We start from the raw sequence: 15,193 nt of genomic DNA, 5'->3' as shown, positions 1-15,193 counted from the left end.
ATGAATATCATAAATAAAAACCAATGGTTTCCCCTAAAGTTACGAAACCCGTAAAATACAAAACATTCTTTACGGAAATAGAACAATGATTATCCATTTGAGCATCTAGATTTACAATATGGACAAATCATAACATATCATGGAAAAATATTGCACAGAGATTGACAGCTATTTGGGAAAAGGAGATTCAAGGTATTTTTCTCAAGGGTTCAAACATTTTGAATTTGATCTGCACACGGTTAGATTAACAGAAGATGGTTTTACTTCAGTGATTACTGCATCATATAAGGGGCCGGGCAGGCCACGTCAGGAAAATCCCCATTTGGGCAGTATGGAATATTCCGCAATTGCACTTTATTTAGCTGAAGTACATATGGTGAAAATATCCAGATTGACGAGATCCGAACTTGCCAGGGCATTTCCAAGAAATTTCCAGGTCAAGATCAATAAAGAGATCACAATTGCTTCCAATCCTGAAGAGATCTGTGTGGAATGCCATCAATTGAGTTCCAAGTTGACACTGGATTCACTTAACGGGAGGCTTACGGTACTTCTTGTAAAGATCGGAAGGACGACCTGTAGGATCACTTTGGACCACCCGGGCCCTTCCCAGGTAAAGCTCAGGGAAAATGACTGGCCGATCCAAGATGGAACGATGTACAGCAGATCCTATCGAGATAGAAATACTGAAATATCAGAAATTAAAATAGATGAGAGTCAAGAAAAGATTTCCTGTGTCATGCAACCCACACCAACTCTTTTTCAAGAACTGAGCGGTCTGGGAACTTCATTTGACCATATAATATTGACAGATCTTATAGGGACTACTGGACAACTTATGCAAGTCCTGCTCTTTAGGTTATTGAAGACTGAAAGGGAAAAATGTCCGAATATTTGGCTGAGGTCAATGGATATCAAATTTGAAAGACCAGAAAAGAGGGAAAATTACAGGGCTAAGGTCAACCTTTCTGATAGAAAGATGCTCAAAATGGGAGACCATACATACCATTCGTTTTCTGTCATAAGTAAGATTGCAAATATGGATGCGAGGTTCAATGTTTGTCATAAAATTGCCTACTTATGAAGCGGATAGTTATCAGTGGAACCTACTGTACGGGCAAGACCACATTAAGCTTGGCTCTATCCTTCGCAACAGGGATTCCTTCAACACATGCACCAACCATGCGTGAAATCTTACCTGATCTGTTTCCACGGAAGAATCTTAAACAGTGTTCCTATCCTGAATTATTACGATTGGGCATGGAGCGTTTCAAGAATAGATTGGAAGCGGAAAGTGGATTAACCACAGGTTTCATCAGTGACGGCTGTCCTCTGCAGGAATGGCTCTATGGGAGCACTCGTTTGGTTACTGGAGCTTATCCCAATGAGAACAAGTGGTCGATGTTATGGAAGAAAATAAAGAACTACAGACAGTACAGAGATTTTGAATTGCTGATGAGAGGTTTTGAAGGTTTGGCAAAGACCTATACAAAAAACAATTACGACCTCTTTTTTCATCTTCCCATTGAATTTCCATTTGTTGAAGATGGACACCGTCCGACTTCTGAAAGATTCAGGGAGGAATCTGAAAGGATGCTCATAAATACTTATCCAACCCTTAATATTTCCCCGATATATGTCACCGGAACATTAGAAAATAGACTGAGTATAATTTTAGATCACCTTAATATAGTATCTAAGATAACTGTGGAAGAAGCGATAATGCTTTCATTAAAAGTGAAAAAAGATCAATTCGATCGTATAGCCCTTGAGTAGGGCTGGCCCCCCATCGGTCGGATAAACTGGAAATTAAAATGAACGTATCATGAAGTTTATACTTACCCTTCCAGAAAGAACTTCCAAAGAGCTCCTGCTCAAAGGAATTGTAGACACAGTACTGATGCCCTTGCCCTGTTCAGAGTACATCTACTTAAAAGGAAAACGTTGTCAGATAAAATTGGCAAGCTTTGATAAGGACTGCCTGTTGATAGAACATTATATCATTACCTCAAAAGAAGGTTATTCATTGACAATACAATCGACCACTAATGTATATGTCCTTCTGATGCTCATGAAAGGTTCGATTGCATATTCCGAAAAAAATGGTGGGAATCCAATATACCTAAAGGATGGTGAAACCATATTATTATTTGCACGCCAGGATATCTATAATATCATCTTTCTTGATCAGGAGATGGAGCTGTATACCGTTAGTATACTTGACTCGCTTTCTCCAATGCTCTTTCATAGGAACCGTCTGCTGCTAGATTTTGTTGCAGGTTCCAACAATAAAAAAATCAATGGAATGAAGCCTCACAAAATGGACAATTATTTCATCATGTCCTTAAAAAGTTTGCTAAAAGTTCCTAAAAACTCCAACTCCCGTTACATACATTATCTTTTGGTCCGATTCTCCAAGTTATTATCAGCTTATAAAGGATTGCACGGTAAATACAATATCCATCGTACAATAAAAAAAATCAATCAAATTCAAATTGACCTATTGAACAATTTAGCAACGGCCGACACACAATTCGTCCAAAAGTTAGCCAGAAAAAACGGTTTGTCCATCTCCAAAATGGAACGTCTGTTCAAAGAAAGGTATGGAACAACCGTCCGAAAGTTTATCCAAGAAAAGAAGCTCGAACTGATCTCCGGTCTATTGATAGACACTGAAATATCCCTGTTGGAACTTTCGATAATGTTTAAGTTCAGTTCCATCAGTGCCATGAACAGAACTTTCAAAAAACATTCCGGAACAACGATGGGCAAGTTCCGTTCCCATCATAGAAATCTACACATTTCGTAAAAGTAAAAAAATATTATGTACCAGATATGGTTAACATCAGATTTTTATCCTGTTTACTTTTGAAATAGAATGAACAAATGAATAACGAAACATGTTGAGCATACCGACACATACCAGAAAATTTGCACTGTTCCCGAGTAAGGGTTTATGCAGATCATTCTGGTTTGTGTAGACCCTTCCATTGGAGTAAAAAAAAAGCCATTATTATATGGCTTTGGAAAACCTTAAACAATTAAAACATGAAATTAAAAAATAAAAATAAGATCACAGTTCTTGGATTGGGACTGTCTCTTTGTGCTTTATTATCACTCGCATTTGCCCATTCAAATAGGATGGATGCAGAAATCGCAACAACTTCGAACGCCTTGCCTTTGGTCTGGTATTTTTAATGGAGACGATCCATTAGAGCCTTCAGACTATACCCTGACATCCGGTTCATGTGGCGGAACTCCCCAAACTGTATGCACCATTGAAGCTCCAAATAATGGAGGTCAACCTATGTTGGGTACCAGTCAGATTGCGGACATTGAGGACGCCCTGGAATCCATCGAAAACAATAAGCCTACAGCAAACGGCACTGTTAAATCGTTCAGAAGTCATTAAATTTCAAAATTGCCTAATTCTGAGCGGGCTCACACCGTTAAAAGGTTTGAAGTAATCAATTAAACAGCGGACTTTGGCCTTCAGGATTGATCTGAAGGCCAAAGCCTTGCTATTTTATTAAGGTGAAGATAGGTTGCATACGAACATAATAAAAATTTTATCTAGGATTCTGTTCCATCCCTGAGAATTCAATCACCTTCATAGGAATTAAAAATGTATAGCGCAGATCTCTCGGAGGTAACAAATATTCTTCACCGATGTTTGGAAATCTTCTTCTAATGACGGTTTCAAAGCGGGTTTCTTGATTCAGTCTTCTCAAATCACCCCAACGGATTCCTCGGAACATCAACTGTTTTCTTCTTTCTGAAAGAACCATCGACAATAATCTTTCCGAAGAGTCGGATTGGATCCCCTGGAATTTTCCTTTCTCCCATCTTTTTTCCAACAGGGTATTCAATGTGGACAAACATTCATTTGTTTTACCCAACCTAGCTTCGCATTCAGCTTTTATAAGGTAGACCTCATCTGTGGCCAAGCCTGCGAAAAGGTTTCGTTGATTGGCTGAATACTGACCTTTGAATGCCATATATCCGTTCTTTTTAGGTTCAAAAAACAGTTTCTTTCGCAGATCATCCTCTTCAAAAAGATCGTAAAGTAACGTATCGACATTGGCCAGGGCCTGTGTAATTAACCTCCCTGCACTTACATTATGCGCATAATATATCAATTCTTTATTATTAAGGGTGAAAGGAATTGAAGGGCTGGGGTCAAGCTCGTTGTAATCCAGCAGATCGGGGTGGATTTCCAGGCTTTGCTCAGCTGCGGTTAGGGCTTTTTCATAGTTCTGCATACTTAGATAAACCTTAGCTTGAAGGGCGTACGCAGCATCAAGACCGGGTCGGGTAATGCTGGCTGATTTTTTTGGCAGAAATGAAATAGCCTTGGATAAATTTTCCAAGATGTATTGGTAGGTCTGTTCCACCGTTACTCGAAAGGACGTAGCATTGAGATCCGATGACTCACGCAATGGAAGTCCGGGTCCATCGTTATCGGTACCGGACGCATAAGGCCTGCAGAACAATTGGCTAAGATGGTATAGTCGAATTGCTCGAATAAAATGGGCCTCACCCCTGAGCTCGTTAATGGCGGATCTGTCTTTCCCATCAGACTCCAAGATATCAAGGGATTCCAACGCAACATTCGCTATGAGGATTGCCCCATAAGATTCGTTCCAGGTCAGGGGATCTTCCGTCGTTGCCCCCCCGTCCCAAAATGTAAAGCATTTGGTCATCGACAGGTTTTGATTGCCAGGTCGTATGGTCAATAAAATAATCATCGGCAGCCAAATCCATCAATCCGGGAAAATTATCATTGATTTCAGATTGTTGGTCCAAAATTGCCCTAACATCAGAAAGGTTTTCGGGAATAGCGATCGATTGATCAGGCTTGATATCCAAAAAAATGATCGCAGCTACTTAATATAATGAGCATCGATGCAAATACTAAAAATGTGTTTTCATATTCATCGGATTAATAGAGTAAACGGACCGAAAGGCCAAAATGTCGTGAAGCCGGAATTGGATAAATTTCTGGGTCGATACCTTTTTTATTTCTTTTCCAAAGCACACCGACATTGTTAACATGTCCAGTTATGGTCATTTTAGTAATTTTGTTCCCCAGTTTGATATCCAAGGGGTACGAAAGGCTGATGTCCTGTAAACGGATAAAATCAGCTCGAATAATATTAGCTTCCGATTCTGCATAAAATTTATCCCTATTCGTATTGGCCGGATATTTCATGCTCGGAATGGTCGTTTCCGATTCATCCCCAGGCTGTCGCCATCGATCCTCAAAATCCGGATGCCCGACATAGGAATTGAAGAGCGCACTGTAATTAATGGTCTCGCTTTGTTTGAAGTGACCGAATTTGTATGAAACCAGAAATGACAGTAGAAACTTTTTGATTCCAAGTGCATTGCGCCAGCTCCCGAAATAGGGTGCCATTGATGATCCAAAATAGTGCAACCTATTGACCGAATCTGCGAGCAGCTTTCGGTAGTCGATCGAAGGGTTCATTATTCAAAAACCCCTGGGGATCTCCAGTTTGTGCCTCAAGACCCGCAAAACGATAGGCAAAGACCGGATAGGGACTCAGCCCTTCCCGCGGGTTCATCCTTTTTCCTGTGTTCGATGTGTAAAATGAAGCTCTTTCGGATGCCCCCTGATAGTCTGTTACCTTCGAAAGATTTTTTGAAAAATTCAGCGTACTTGACCAAGTTAGGACCGAAGACACTAATCTTACACCCAGTTCCGCATCATATCCACTTCCTTTCATTTTCCCAATATTCATGGTCGCTCTGGAAAATCCCGTGGTTGGATCCATGTAATTTTCCGAGAGAAGGTCGGTCGAATGCTTTACAAAATATTCGAAGGAACCTGTCAACAAACCATTGAATATCGAGAACTCCACGCCAATGTTCTTCATTGCCACATCTTCCCACTTCAAATTTGCATTCGGAAGTGAGGTGACCTGTGCCCTGGGGTAGCTATTGATCCATTCCGTGGTGGGACTTTCATATCTTAGGATTGGTCTTGTTGCCGAAATTCCACCGGCGTTTCCACTGTGACCATAGCTTCCTTTGAGTCGCAGCGACTCCAGCCAACTCGCCTCCTCAAACCATGGTTCCCGATGCATGTTCCATGCAAAACCTACTGACCAGAGCGGGTTCCATTTATTATTTGTATTGACACCAAAAACATTGGATGCATCCCTCCTGGCTGAACCGCTCAGGGTGTATTTACTTTGGTAGGTATAGGAGGCATTGGCAAATACAGATACAAATCGATTATTGAATTCCGTGATTGAGTTCCCATATTGGATCCGCTGGCTTCCCAGCAGACCGTCATAGGTAGGGAAAACAGTAACATAATCAACAGGCTGGGAGGTTCGCAAATCTTCATTGTAACCGTACACTCGAGAAGCAATCGTCTCCCGTCGCGTTTGGCTGAATTCCATTCCAATCAGACCATGGATTTCATGGTTTTCGTTCCAGGATTGATCGATTCGGACCATTCCTCTGCCCTTTTGACTTCTCATCGATCCACTGCCCTGATCTAAAATGCTACCCTGAGGAATGGCATTCGTCAATCCCTGACCCATCATGTTACTATAGGTGTTCACCAAGTCCCTCACATAATAGGAATCCGCGCCATAAAGCATATCGCTTCCATCTTTTTGATTTTCCAGTCCGTACATCAGTTCGGTCTGCAGCCAAGTAGTTGGTTTCCATTGTATGGACAGATTTCCAAGAAAATGGGAGGAAGGAGTCCTACCAAGTGATCGGTCAAGTTCCATTAGGGGATAATAATTCCAATCCAATAAACCAGTCCCCTGTTGCATACCTAAATAATGTTGGTTGTAGCCTTTGGGAACAGAAAGAAAATTTCCGTTGACGTCAGCCAGCTCAGCATAGGGATATAAATAAGAACGTCCCCCACCAATCCTAAGTGGAAAATCCTCCCCCTGGAGCATGAACTGTTCTGTTGAATGGGTCTGATCCAAGGCTAAGCTAACAATCCAATTGGGACTGGGCGCATAATTGAGCTGATTGCTTAGGGTAAGCCGATTTGAACTTTCATTTACCTTGTTGCCAATAATTTGATGGTGCCCAATTGACCCGCGATAATTGAGCTTGCTTAATGATGATGATATCCCAAAGGTGGTTTCCTGAAGAAAGGGATTACGAAAAAGATGCTTATAAAGTTCATCTCTATAATCTTTGGTCCCCAACCTCATCAATTCTTCCTTTAAGACCTGATCCGTTAGCCTTCCACTCCGATGTTCAGCCAGCAGATCGACAACAGGTGAAACAATGATGTATTTATTGGAGAGTGGATCCAAAAGACCATCATAGAAGCCTTCATCAAACAACATCCTCTCCACGTTAATAAATTCTGATGATCTTAAGCTAGGATATGCATAGATATCTGGTTTGGATGAAATACGTGTTCTGGATTGCAAGGTCATTTCGGTCTTTCCAGCCCTTCCCTTTTTACGCGAAATGACCAATACCCCATTGCCTGCCCTTGCCCCCCAAATACTAGTAGCAGAGGCATCTCGGAGCAATGTTACCGATTCTATATCATTAGGATTGATGTCTTCAAGATCGCCTTCATACGGAAAATTATCGACCACTACTAGCGGTTTGCTCATCGCCAGATCAAACGAGCTAAGCCCTCGAACATGGAGATCGGTTTCACCATATCGAGTTTCAACTTGCAAACTGGGCATATACCCCCCAATACTCTCTATCAAATTCGTGCCGATTCTTTGGGTGATATCGTCTGCTGAAATTTTAGCAAAACTTCCGGTAGATCGCTCCTTAGGAAGCGATTCGTATCCAGTATGAACTATTTTGATCTCTTCAACGGCAATTAAAGAATCTGCAAGAACTATTACTATACCTTCCATTCTTCCCTTAAATGAGATGAAGGAATTTTTAAACCCTTGTTTGGAAACCATAAGTTTTCCTGACTCGATCGGACTATTGATTGTAAATTGCCCATCTTTTTCCGATTTAGCAACCGTTGGTTCTCCCAATATACTCACTGTAGCACCTTCGATTGCCAATGAATGCTTATCCAGGACCTGCCCTTGTAAAATCGTCTGGGCTAAAACTTGATTATGTGCCAACACAAGTATTAACCATATAATTATTTTTTTTCATGATCAGTCGATATAGGGTGAAGAATAATTCCGGTCCAGCAGGTTCCTGAAGGTGATCAATTGTACATATCCAGCCGAATTGATCCATACATATTGAGGATAGCCCTTTGATGGAAACAGCGATTGAAGATATTCATCTTCAACGATGCTTGTAAAATTGGACTTGGTGATTCCGAAAGACTTAAAAAAAGGCTCTTCAATCTTCTCTTGAAGGATGGAAAGGTTATCGTAGCTTTTTAATGGGTTGACCATAACAACGGCCAACCGGTCTTTGTACTTTTCCTTAAAGTGGGAAATCTCCTTTTGGTGTTTCAGGCAGATGCTGCATGTTGTGGACCAAAAGTCAAGGATCAACAGCTTCCCTTTGAACTCTTTTAAGGTAATTTCTCGCGTTTGTCCATTCTCGAATAGCAGGTGCTTTATTTCCCAGAATTCTGGAGGAACCTTCTCTCCGACTCTCAAGATTGGCAAATACTTTACATCCGTAGACGCAGGCTCTATAGAAGACACCTGCGCCTTGACCGGACAACTAAACAATATATGAAACAATAGTATTACCCCACTTAATAGAATTAACAGGGCTTTGGGAAACCAAAATTCGAGATTAATAGTTTGTTTAGATCGGGTTATGGAACCTAATCTATATATATTTGGATCTGTCATAATTAATAGGTTAAATCGGAATTACAAATTCAATAATGCGTTTGGAGACTAAAACAGTACAGCTGAAAACCAACAAGATGCATTTCAAGGCATGGAACAATAGTCCTGATCAATACATCACTTTAGCTTCAGTAAAAACAAAAAGAACCGACCTTCACTCCTATTTAAGGAGTAAACTATAACACAGTCCGCTTGGGATAGTGGAAAAGAATAGTTAGATTTATTGTGTCAGAATATAATAAAACTACCGATCCACTTATTTCCTCACAACCATGCGCTGTCAGTTTATAGAAGGTCGGTTAAGAAAAGAGGTAGAAAAGAAAATTTCCCATTAGGATTATTACCTCAGGGATTTTTAATCTCTTGCATATTTTGGTGTTATGACTTTTATAAGCCATAAGTACCCAAATCCACCCTTTTCCTTAAAGTTATATTCTATTCAGGACTGCAAAAAATGTTCTTTGTTTGTTGTTTACGAGAAAACCGGCAACTATAATTCGGAATCTTATTGGTGCAAATTTTCATTGTGATTGTAAATCGTACCATAATTTTTTTGGTTTATGATAACGATGGGCACTCTTGAAACTGAGGAAAATGACTATTGGAACGAAAACCAAAAAGACACTCCAATGCTCAGGTCGAGGTACCGCTAGGACCACCTTGATCAATCAAGGTTCCACAGAGACTGACATGGAGCGCCTTATTGGCTCAAATATATAAATATAATTTGAATCCAATAATAAGGCGACACCAAGTTCAACTCATAAGGAAAATAGCGGTTTTCGACTATGAGTGACATCGTTGCTAAAGGATTTCCTTTAGTAATTGTCGCTTTAATAAATAACTCTTACAAAGATAAGTAATTATTCTGATTTGTCCGCTAAAGCGGACAATTTTTTTTAAAAAATTTTTATTGATGAAATTTAAAGATGAACAAAATGTAGATTTTGAAAATGAATTATTGAATTTTATTAGAATCAAGTTTCTAGAACCAATCAAAATTAACGGGAATAAACCGACTATCCGGCAATATGAAGATCTTACATCTATTGGTAGAACAACTATCACAAAATTAACTAAAAGTCAAGGATATGATGTGCCATTCTCAACTATTTTCAAAATTTGCAAATACGCCGAAATCCCTCTTTCTGATTTTTTTTCACAATTTGAAGAGTATCTACGAACTAAGTATTCTAAGAAATAGCTTTAATTAATGAATCTAACAAATAATAAGTTTTTAGGAATTTTTCTTACGTAAGATAATTCTTATCATTATAATGCATCCTATAACTTATCAACGATGAAGTTTGGTCAGAGAGCGTTATTGATATTCCAAAAGCAAAAAGTATATAACTTCCGGCTTTTTAATAAAACCTTTTGAAGGAGGTTTACTCCCGTAAGAGTTATATTACCGATATTTTTAATGTCCTGGATAGTGGATTCAATTAACACAGGAATATCTCCGTTTATTATTTGCGAATAGCTAACTTTCTGACCTCCGAATAAATCAATAGCAATTAATTATGCGAAATTAGGTGCGACTAATGCTAAAGAAAAGGAAAAGTATAACAGTCTAATTGGCGATATCAAAAGCTTACCTGTGTAACTTTTTCAAAGGTTAGAGCTTTGATAAATGTAAATAAGTAAGGAACAGATAAGCGGGCGTCAAAATAAATTCGACGCCCGCTCTACCCTTCACCAAAACTATTTGGAATAAAGCACTAACTTGTGAAACGTAAATGAAAAAAAATACTGATGAGCTTTTTGAAAATAGAATTAGTAATTTAAGCTTTTAGAATACGTTTGGTTAACGATATCCGAAATATCATTTTCGATTTTTCCATTTATTTCCGCCCTTAACTTAATGGTATAAGGAGTGTTATCACTACTCCCGCCAAACGTAACAATAATATTATCGAGAGGTTTTGTAGTTTCTACAATTACTGTTTTATTACCAATCAAAAGCTCATTTTTTATTTGAATAACTCCTTGATTATCTTGTGTTATCCCATTTATCTTCCACGATGTGCCCGAAACTTGCCCATTCATACTTCCTGTGAACACAAATGCCACGATGTCTTCCGAGGTAAGTCCAGGAGCAGAGAGGGTAAACTTTGCGGTTTTGCCTTTCTGTACGCCTGGACCGTCATCTTTTGAGCACGAAGTAAATGAGATCATTCCAACCATTACGACTGCGAATATTAATATTTTTTTCATCTGACTATAATTTTATGTAAGGTCTATTTTAATTGAATCTCAATCAATCCTTCCTCTAAAGCCGCAACGTTCTCGTCGTCGAAAATATCTCTAGATTTTAATTGAATGTTGGTCAAAAGCTCTTCCGTAGTACCCGAATGGTTTACGGTAATGGTAGATTTGGCAGCATTGAATTTCATTTTGGTTTCATTTACCCCTTTTACTGACTCCACATTGCCATTGAGTTTTTTTTAACTTCGACAAATCGATTCCCGAAATCTGTAACATGGTTTGGTTGGCACCTGCGCCTTGTTTTTTATTGAGGAGCGACCTTACTTTACCGCCTGTTTTAGACGCTTTGTCGGCCGACTGCGCGGCTCTGTCAATGTGATTTACCGCTTTATCGAGTTTGTCTAAAAAGCTTTGTGCTTTTGCTCCCGATACACTGATCAGGAACCCGAGAATGGATGTGAAAATAAATTTTCTCATTGTTTTTTTGCTTTTAAATTGATTGTTATTTAATGGTATAGCGTAATCCTAATCCAAAACGAGAAGCATCGAAGTACGTTTCGTTTTCAATAAAAAAATACCGTGGCCGCCAATCCACACTTACCGCGATGGGCGCTTTCGGGATGACAAATTCAACGCCTACCGGCGCCATTAGAGTGAATAGCGTGGTTCCGCCGCCAAAGGCCACAGAGGGGCCGGCGCCTAGGTGCCATGACAGTCCGTTAACGCCCGGGAAAGTGCTATTGTAACTATATACTCCGTGTACAAAGGTGGCGCCCCGTCCGAATAAAACAGCCGCTTCGCCCGCGTGATTGGGCGTGAAGAAATACTTGGCGTGTGGCCCCACCATGGTACCACCATCGCCCACGTCAATCAAAATTCCCCCACCCAATTTGTATTGGTTGCCTTCCGCTGTTTGCGCCGATACGCCAAGCACAAAAACAAATACAGCCGTTAAACATAAAAATGTGATTCTTTTTGCATACTGTGATGATTTAATATGATTTATTTGGTTTACTTTCTAAATAAAAAGATGGATGAATTTCCATCGGCAGTAACTGTTAACGATAAATCGTCCCCGATTAATGTAATCGTAATATATTCTCCGACCTCGTCATCCACAACCTGATAAACGTTGCCGTTTTTCTTCCATCCGAACGAGGAAGTATCGGTACTGCAATCTGCACCTGTTTGGGGACTCTTCAACGATAATGTTATCTCCGATTTTGTCACCTTTAAAGTTGATTGGCCATAACACGTCACATTGGTAACATCCACGCTTTCGTTTCCGGCGGTAATGCGCTGCAATTTCCACAACCCCACAAGCGGATCCTGTTCCGAAATTTCATCTTTTGCACATGATATCAATAAGAGAAGTCCCGTTAACAAGAGAAGTGTCGAAGTTAATCTTTTCATTTTCTTATGCATTTTGTTTTTATGATTTTGTTCAAAGCAAAGGTATAGCCTGCCACAATGCTGTACAATTCTCCGAAATCGGGATTTTTTTCTCCCCTTTTTGGAGGATTTTTCTCGACATGATTCTTAATTGTTTGGATTCTAGGGAGGTGCGTTATTATATTTGTGGAAAAAATAAAACAATTCACCATGCGTCTCGTTGTTTTCATGTTTTTGTTTTTGTGGGCTACGCTGCAGGCGTCGGTCGTGTGGTCGCAGGAAACGACGTATGTGGATAGTCTTAATAGACAACTGAAGGAGGCAACGCGTAGCAATAAGGAGAAGGCGGATATTTACTTTCTTTTATCCGATTTTTATTCCTACAGAGACACCGCCAAAGCGTTTGCGATGCTGGATTCCGCCAACTCTCTCATCGACCCGAAGGATAAACTTTATTACGGCATTCTCACTTTTTACGAAGCGGGTGTTTATTTCGATTTAAATATCGAGAAAAGTCAGCAACTGTACATGCAAGCCGAAAACATATTGAAAGATTTTTCATCTCCGTTGTCTTACGAGTATAGAGCACGTTTGTGGAATAACTATGGTGTCTTGGAGCAAGCCAAAGACAGGCACGATTTGTTTCTGGATATTTTGCTTAACAAATCTATTCCCTATATTCAGAAAACAAACAAGGTGAGCCTGCATGCTTCTTATTTGACCAATGTGAGCCTGGTTCTCTTTAATCAAAAAAATTACCCCAAAGCGATACATTATAGCCAAAAAGCCATTGGTCTTTTGAGGGAAAATGCAATCGAAGACAAGCAACTCGTGTGGGCATACCTAAATTTAGCACATTCTTTCCTGTATTTATCCAAGTCCAACAAAGCGGCTGAAGCCCTGCAAAGTGTCGAAAAAATTATAGATAAGAAGAGCAGAATGCAAGAAGATTACCTGCCCTATATATCCTACTATTACATCATTAAAACAAAATACTACGATTTGATCGGTGACAAGCCAAATTCCATTAAAACGTCAAGAGAAGGAATGGCTTTTTGCGGCAAATACAATCTGAAATCCGATTACAATTCGTTGGCACATTACTTGGGCCATAATCTGTTGCAAACCGGCGGATACGCCGAAGCAAAGAGAATAAGTCTAATGCTTCTCGCGGATGAGATAAATAGCAGGTCGTTGAAGAATAAGGCAAACTCGTTGAAGTTATTATCCGAGGCTGAGCTAAAGCTGGGCAACTACAGATCGGCGTACGACGCACTGAAGCAATTGCATAAAATAAACGACAGTATGGTGGTAAGGAACGAAAAGTTGAGGGTGGAGGAACTCGAAGCCCGCTATAACACCTCGGAACAAGAAAAAAAAATATTGGCGCTTCAAAACAAAACCAAAACGCAAAACATTCTTACCTTGAGCAGCGTTTCCTTCGCGATTTTGCTGCTAGCGTTTTACCTGTACGTCTCGAAACAAAATAAAAAGCAAGCCCGGCAGGAATTGATCTCGATGGCGCAGCAAAAAGAAGTGGAGATATCCAAAGCGCTGATGGAAGGAAGCGAGCAGGAACGTTCGCGCGTCGCAATGGAACTGCACGACGGCTTGGGCGGCAAGCTAACGGGGATAAAAATAAACATCGAGAACATTCTTGAAACCACTCACAACAACGCCCCCCTGCGAAAGGTCGTCTCGCAACTCGAAGAGACAGTGTCGGACATCCGCAATCTCTCCAGCAACCTGATGCCCGTGTCTTTGGTTCTCTACGGATTGGACAGCGCCCTGCGTGATTTTGTGCAGAATCTGCAAACACGAGACACCAAAATCGATTTTTATGCCAGCAACCTCTCCCAACTAACCGACAGGAACAAGCAACTGGCTGTTTACCGCATAGTGCAGGAATTGGTCACCAATGCCGTGAAGCACGCCGGGGCATTGGCCATTTTTCTCCAATGTACGGTAGAAAACAACTTATTGCTCATAGAAATAGAAGACAACGGAAAAGGATTCGACCCCACAACCATTCGCCGCAATATGGGTTTAAGCAACATAGAAACGCGGGTGAAATACCTCAACGGAAAAATGAACATCGATGCGTTTCCCCAAAAAGGGACCTCCATCAGTATTGAATGTTTGATATGAAACGGATTGAAATCATTGTTTGCGACGACCATCCTCTTATTGCCCAGGGATTGAGCAGTTTTATCGGGCAAAAAGAAGACTTAATCATCGTGGCCACGGCAACTACTGCCCGAGAATTGAGAGAAACATTAGCCATCACATCGGCAGATATCCTCTTGCTCGATATTAATTTGCCCGATGGCAATGGGTTGGAACTGTGCCCCGAAATAAAAAAAAAATATCCCGAATTGAAAATACTGGCGTTAAGCAACTTCAACGAGCGAAGCATCATCTTAAGAATGTTGCATAACGGAGCCTCGGGCTATCTGCTCAAAAGCTCATCCACGGCCGAAATTGAAAAAGCCATCCGCAACATCGTCGATGGAAACCTCCATTTCGGCAAAGAAGCGCAAAAAATTCTTACTACCATCACCGCGCAAGAACTCATTGAAATTCCTCCCGTCACTAAACGTGAAAAAGAAGTGCTGAAATATCTTGCCGACGGTCTCACTACTCCCCAGATCGCGGAAAAAATGTTCGTGAGCGCCGTCACGGTCGACAGCCACCGAAAAAGCTTGATGCAAAAATTCGAAGTGAACAAAACAGTCCTTCTTCTGCAGCGTGCACGGGAATGGGGCATGATTTAAGAACCACTTTCACAGCTG

General features: G+C 40.5%; 17 protein-coding genes. 7 read left to right on the top strand and 10 right to left on the bottom strand.

The annotated features are described in order from the left end of the window. The first annotated feature begins 139 nt into the window (after window positions 1-139). The 4 genes from FGL31_RS01170 to FGL31_RS01155 all read left to right on the top strand — a co-directional run bounded on the left by FGL31_RS01170 (window position 140) and on the right by FGL31_RS01155 (window position 3,412). On the top strand, window positions 140-1,084 hold the full coding sequence (locus FGL31_RS01170; protein ID WP_138089468.1) for an AvrD family protein: 945 nt from the start codon (window positions 140-142) through the stop codon (window positions 1,082-1,084). Next, a complete protein-coding gene (locus FGL31_RS01165; RefSeq protein ID WP_138089467.1) occupies window positions 1,081-1,776 on the top strand; it encodes an ATP/GTP-binding protein in 696 nt (231 codons plus the stop codon). Before FGL31_RS01170 ends, FGL31_RS01165 begins: the two co-directional genes overlap by 4 nt. A 49-nt stretch (window positions 1,777-1,825) precedes the next feature. Continuing rightward, window positions 1,826-2,809 carry a helix-turn-helix domain-containing protein gene (locus FGL31_RS01160; protein ID WP_138089466.1) on the top strand — a complete coding sequence of 328 codons (984 nt, stop codon included), beginning with the start codon at window positions 1,826-1,828 and terminating at the stop codon, window positions 2,807-2,809. A 336-nt stretch (window positions 2,810-3,145) separates the two neighbouring features. Continuing rightward, window positions 3,146-3,412, top strand: coding sequence for a hypothetical protein (locus FGL31_RS01155; RefSeq protein WP_138089465.1), 267 nt, complete (start codon window positions 3,146-3,148; stop codon window positions 3,410-3,412). A 157-nt stretch (window positions 3,413-3,569) separates the two neighbouring features. On the opposite strand, the gene FGL31_RS01150 is transcribed toward FGL31_RS01155, so the two are convergent. The 5 genes from FGL31_RS01150 to FGL31_RS01135 form a co-directional block, all read right to left on the bottom strand. Then, window positions 3,570-4,604: a RagB/SusD family nutrient uptake outer membrane protein gene (locus FGL31_RS01150; RefSeq protein WP_394366112.1), complete on the bottom strand. Its 1,035-nt coding sequence runs from the start codon at window positions 4,602-4,604 to the stop codon at window positions 3,570-3,572. After that, window positions 4,591-4,869, bottom strand: a complete 279-nt coding sequence (locus tag FGL31_RS22475) for a hypothetical protein (protein WP_171017482.1) — start codon at window positions 4,867-4,869, stop codon at window positions 4,591-4,593. The genes FGL31_RS01150 and FGL31_RS22475 overlap by 14 nt, the downstream gene beginning before the upstream one ends. Window positions 4,870-4,942: 73 nt before the next feature. Continuing rightward, window positions 4,943-5,416, bottom strand: a complete 474-nt coding sequence (locus FGL31_RS01145) for a hypothetical protein (RefSeq protein WP_138089463.1) — start codon at window positions 5,414-5,416, stop codon at window positions 4,943-4,945. Window positions 5,417-5,438: 22 nt separating this feature from the next. Then, window positions 5,439-8,105, bottom strand: coding sequence for a SusC/RagA family TonB-linked outer membrane protein (locus tag FGL31_RS01140; RefSeq protein WP_232046152.1), 2,667 nt, complete (start codon window positions 8,103-8,105; stop codon window positions 5,439-5,441). Window positions 8,106-8,141: 36 nt separating this feature from the next. Further along, window positions 8,142-8,801 (bottom strand): TlpA family protein disulfide reductase, encoded by a 660-nt coding sequence (locus FGL31_RS01135; RefSeq protein ID WP_138089461.1) that lies wholly within the window; start codon window positions 8,799-8,801, stop codon window positions 8,142-8,144. Window positions 8,802-9,717: 916 nt separating this feature from the next. Here FGL31_RS01135 and FGL31_RS01130 point away from each other — a divergent pair. Continuing rightward, a complete protein-coding gene (locus FGL31_RS01130; protein WP_138089460.1) occupies window positions 9,718-10,005 on the top strand; it encodes a helix-turn-helix domain-containing protein in 288 nt (95 codons plus the stop codon). A gap of 572 nt (window positions 10,006-10,577) precedes the next feature. Here the strand turns inward: FGL31_RS01130 and FGL31_RS01125 are convergent. The 5 genes from FGL31_RS01125 to FGL31_RS01110 all read right to left on the bottom strand — a co-directional run bounded on the left by FGL31_RS01125 (window position 10,578) and on the right by FGL31_RS01110 (window position 12,422). Next, entirely contained in the window at window positions 10,578-11,018 is a 441-nt protein-coding gene (locus FGL31_RS01125; RefSeq protein ID WP_138089459.1) for a hypothetical protein, read from the bottom strand. A 23-nt stretch (window positions 11,019-11,041) separates the two neighbouring features. Further along, the gene (locus FGL31_RS22470; protein ID WP_171017508.1) at window positions 11,042-11,197 is read right to left on the bottom strand and encodes a hypothetical protein; all 156 of its coding nucleotides are present in this window, start codon (window positions 11,195-11,197) and stop codon (window positions 11,042-11,044) included. 7 nt (window positions 11,198-11,204) lie between these two features. Then, the gene (locus FGL31_RS01120) at window positions 11,205-11,486 is read right to left on the bottom strand and encodes a hypothetical protein (RefSeq protein WP_138089458.1); all 282 of its coding nucleotides are present in this window, start codon (window positions 11,484-11,486) and stop codon (window positions 11,205-11,207) included. Window positions 11,487-11,511: 25 nt separating this feature from the next. After that, window positions 11,512-11,943 carry a hypothetical protein gene (locus FGL31_RS01115; RefSeq protein WP_138089457.1) on the bottom strand — a complete coding sequence of 144 codons (432 nt, stop codon included), beginning with the start codon at window positions 11,941-11,943 and terminating at the stop codon, window positions 11,512-11,514. A 77-nt stretch (window positions 11,944-12,020) separates the two neighbouring features. Further along, window positions 12,021-12,422: a lipocalin family protein gene (locus FGL31_RS01110; protein WP_171017507.1), complete on the bottom strand. Its 402-nt coding sequence runs from the start codon at window positions 12,420-12,422 to the stop codon at window positions 12,021-12,023. Between the two features lie 165 nt (window positions 12,423-12,587). Between FGL31_RS01110 and FGL31_RS01105 the strand changes: the two genes are divergently transcribed. Both FGL31_RS01105 and FGL31_RS01100 read left to right on the top strand, forming a co-directional pair. Beyond that, window positions 12,588-14,549, top strand: a complete 1,962-nt coding sequence (locus FGL31_RS01105; RefSeq protein WP_138089455.1) for a tetratricopeptide repeat-containing sensor histidine kinase — start codon at window positions 12,588-12,590, stop codon at window positions 14,547-14,549. Further along, window positions 14,546-15,175 (top strand): response regulator transcription factor, encoded by a 630-nt coding sequence (locus FGL31_RS01100; RefSeq protein ID WP_171017506.1) that lies wholly within the window; start codon window positions 14,546-14,548, stop codon window positions 15,173-15,175. The genes FGL31_RS01105 and FGL31_RS01100 overlap by 4 nt, the downstream gene beginning before the upstream one ends. The last annotated feature ends 18 nt before the right edge of the window (window positions 15,176-15,193 follow it).

It is taken from the genome of Sphingobacterium daejeonense (assembly GCF_901472535.1).
Classification (GTDB): domain Bacteria; phylum Bacteroidota; class Bacteroidia; order Sphingobacteriales; family Sphingobacteriaceae; genus Sphingobacterium; species Sphingobacterium daejeonense.
This window is presented reverse-complemented; position numbering and strand designations above follow the sequence as displayed.

Excerpts from the sequence above, each read along its gene's own strand:
- FGL31_RS01170 (WP_138089468.1), top strand. The coding sequence starts at position 140 with ATGGAAAAATATTGCACAGAGATTGACAGCTATTTGGGAAAAGGAGAT.
- FGL31_RS01165 (WP_138089467.1), top strand. The coding sequence starts at position 1,081 with ATGAAGCGGATAGTTATCAGTGGAACCTACTGTACGGGCAAGACCACA.
- FGL31_RS01160 (WP_138089466.1), top strand. The coding sequence starts at position 1,826 with ATGAAGTTTATACTTACCCTTCCAGAAAGAACTTCCAAAGAGCTCCTG.
- FGL31_RS01155 (WP_138089465.1), top strand. The coding sequence starts at position 3,146 with ATGCAGAAATCGCAACAACTTCGAACGCCTTGCCTTTGGTCTGGTATT.
- FGL31_RS01145 (WP_138089463.1), bottom strand. The coding sequence starts at position 5,416 with ATGGCACCCTATTTCGGGAGCTGGCGCAATGCACTTGGAATCAAAAAG.
- FGL31_RS01135 (WP_138089461.1), bottom strand. The coding sequence starts at position 8,801 with ATGACAGATCCAAATATATATAGATTAGGTTCCATAACCCGATCTAAA.
- FGL31_RS01130 (WP_138089460.1), top strand. The coding sequence starts at position 9,718 with ATGAAATTTAAAGATGAACAAAATGTAGATTTTGAAAATGAATTATTG.
- FGL31_RS01125 (WP_138089459.1), bottom strand. The coding sequence starts at position 11,018 with ATGAAAAAAATATTAATATTCGCAGTCGTAATGGTTGGAATGATCTCA.
- FGL31_RS22470 (WP_171017508.1), bottom strand. The coding sequence starts at position 11,197 with ATGAAATTCAATGCTGCCAAATCTACCATTACCGTAAACCATTCGGGT.
- FGL31_RS01120 (WP_138089458.1), bottom strand. The coding sequence starts at position 11,486 with ATGAGAAAATTTATTTTCACATCCATTCTCGGGTTCCTGATCAGTGTA.
- FGL31_RS01110 (WP_171017507.1), bottom strand. The coding sequence starts at position 12,422 with ATGAAAAGATTAACTTCGACACTTCTCTTGTTAACGGGACTTCTCTTA.
- FGL31_RS01100 (WP_171017506.1), top strand. The coding sequence starts at position 14,546 with ATGAAACGGATTGAAATCATTGTTTGCGACGACCATCCTCTTATTGCC.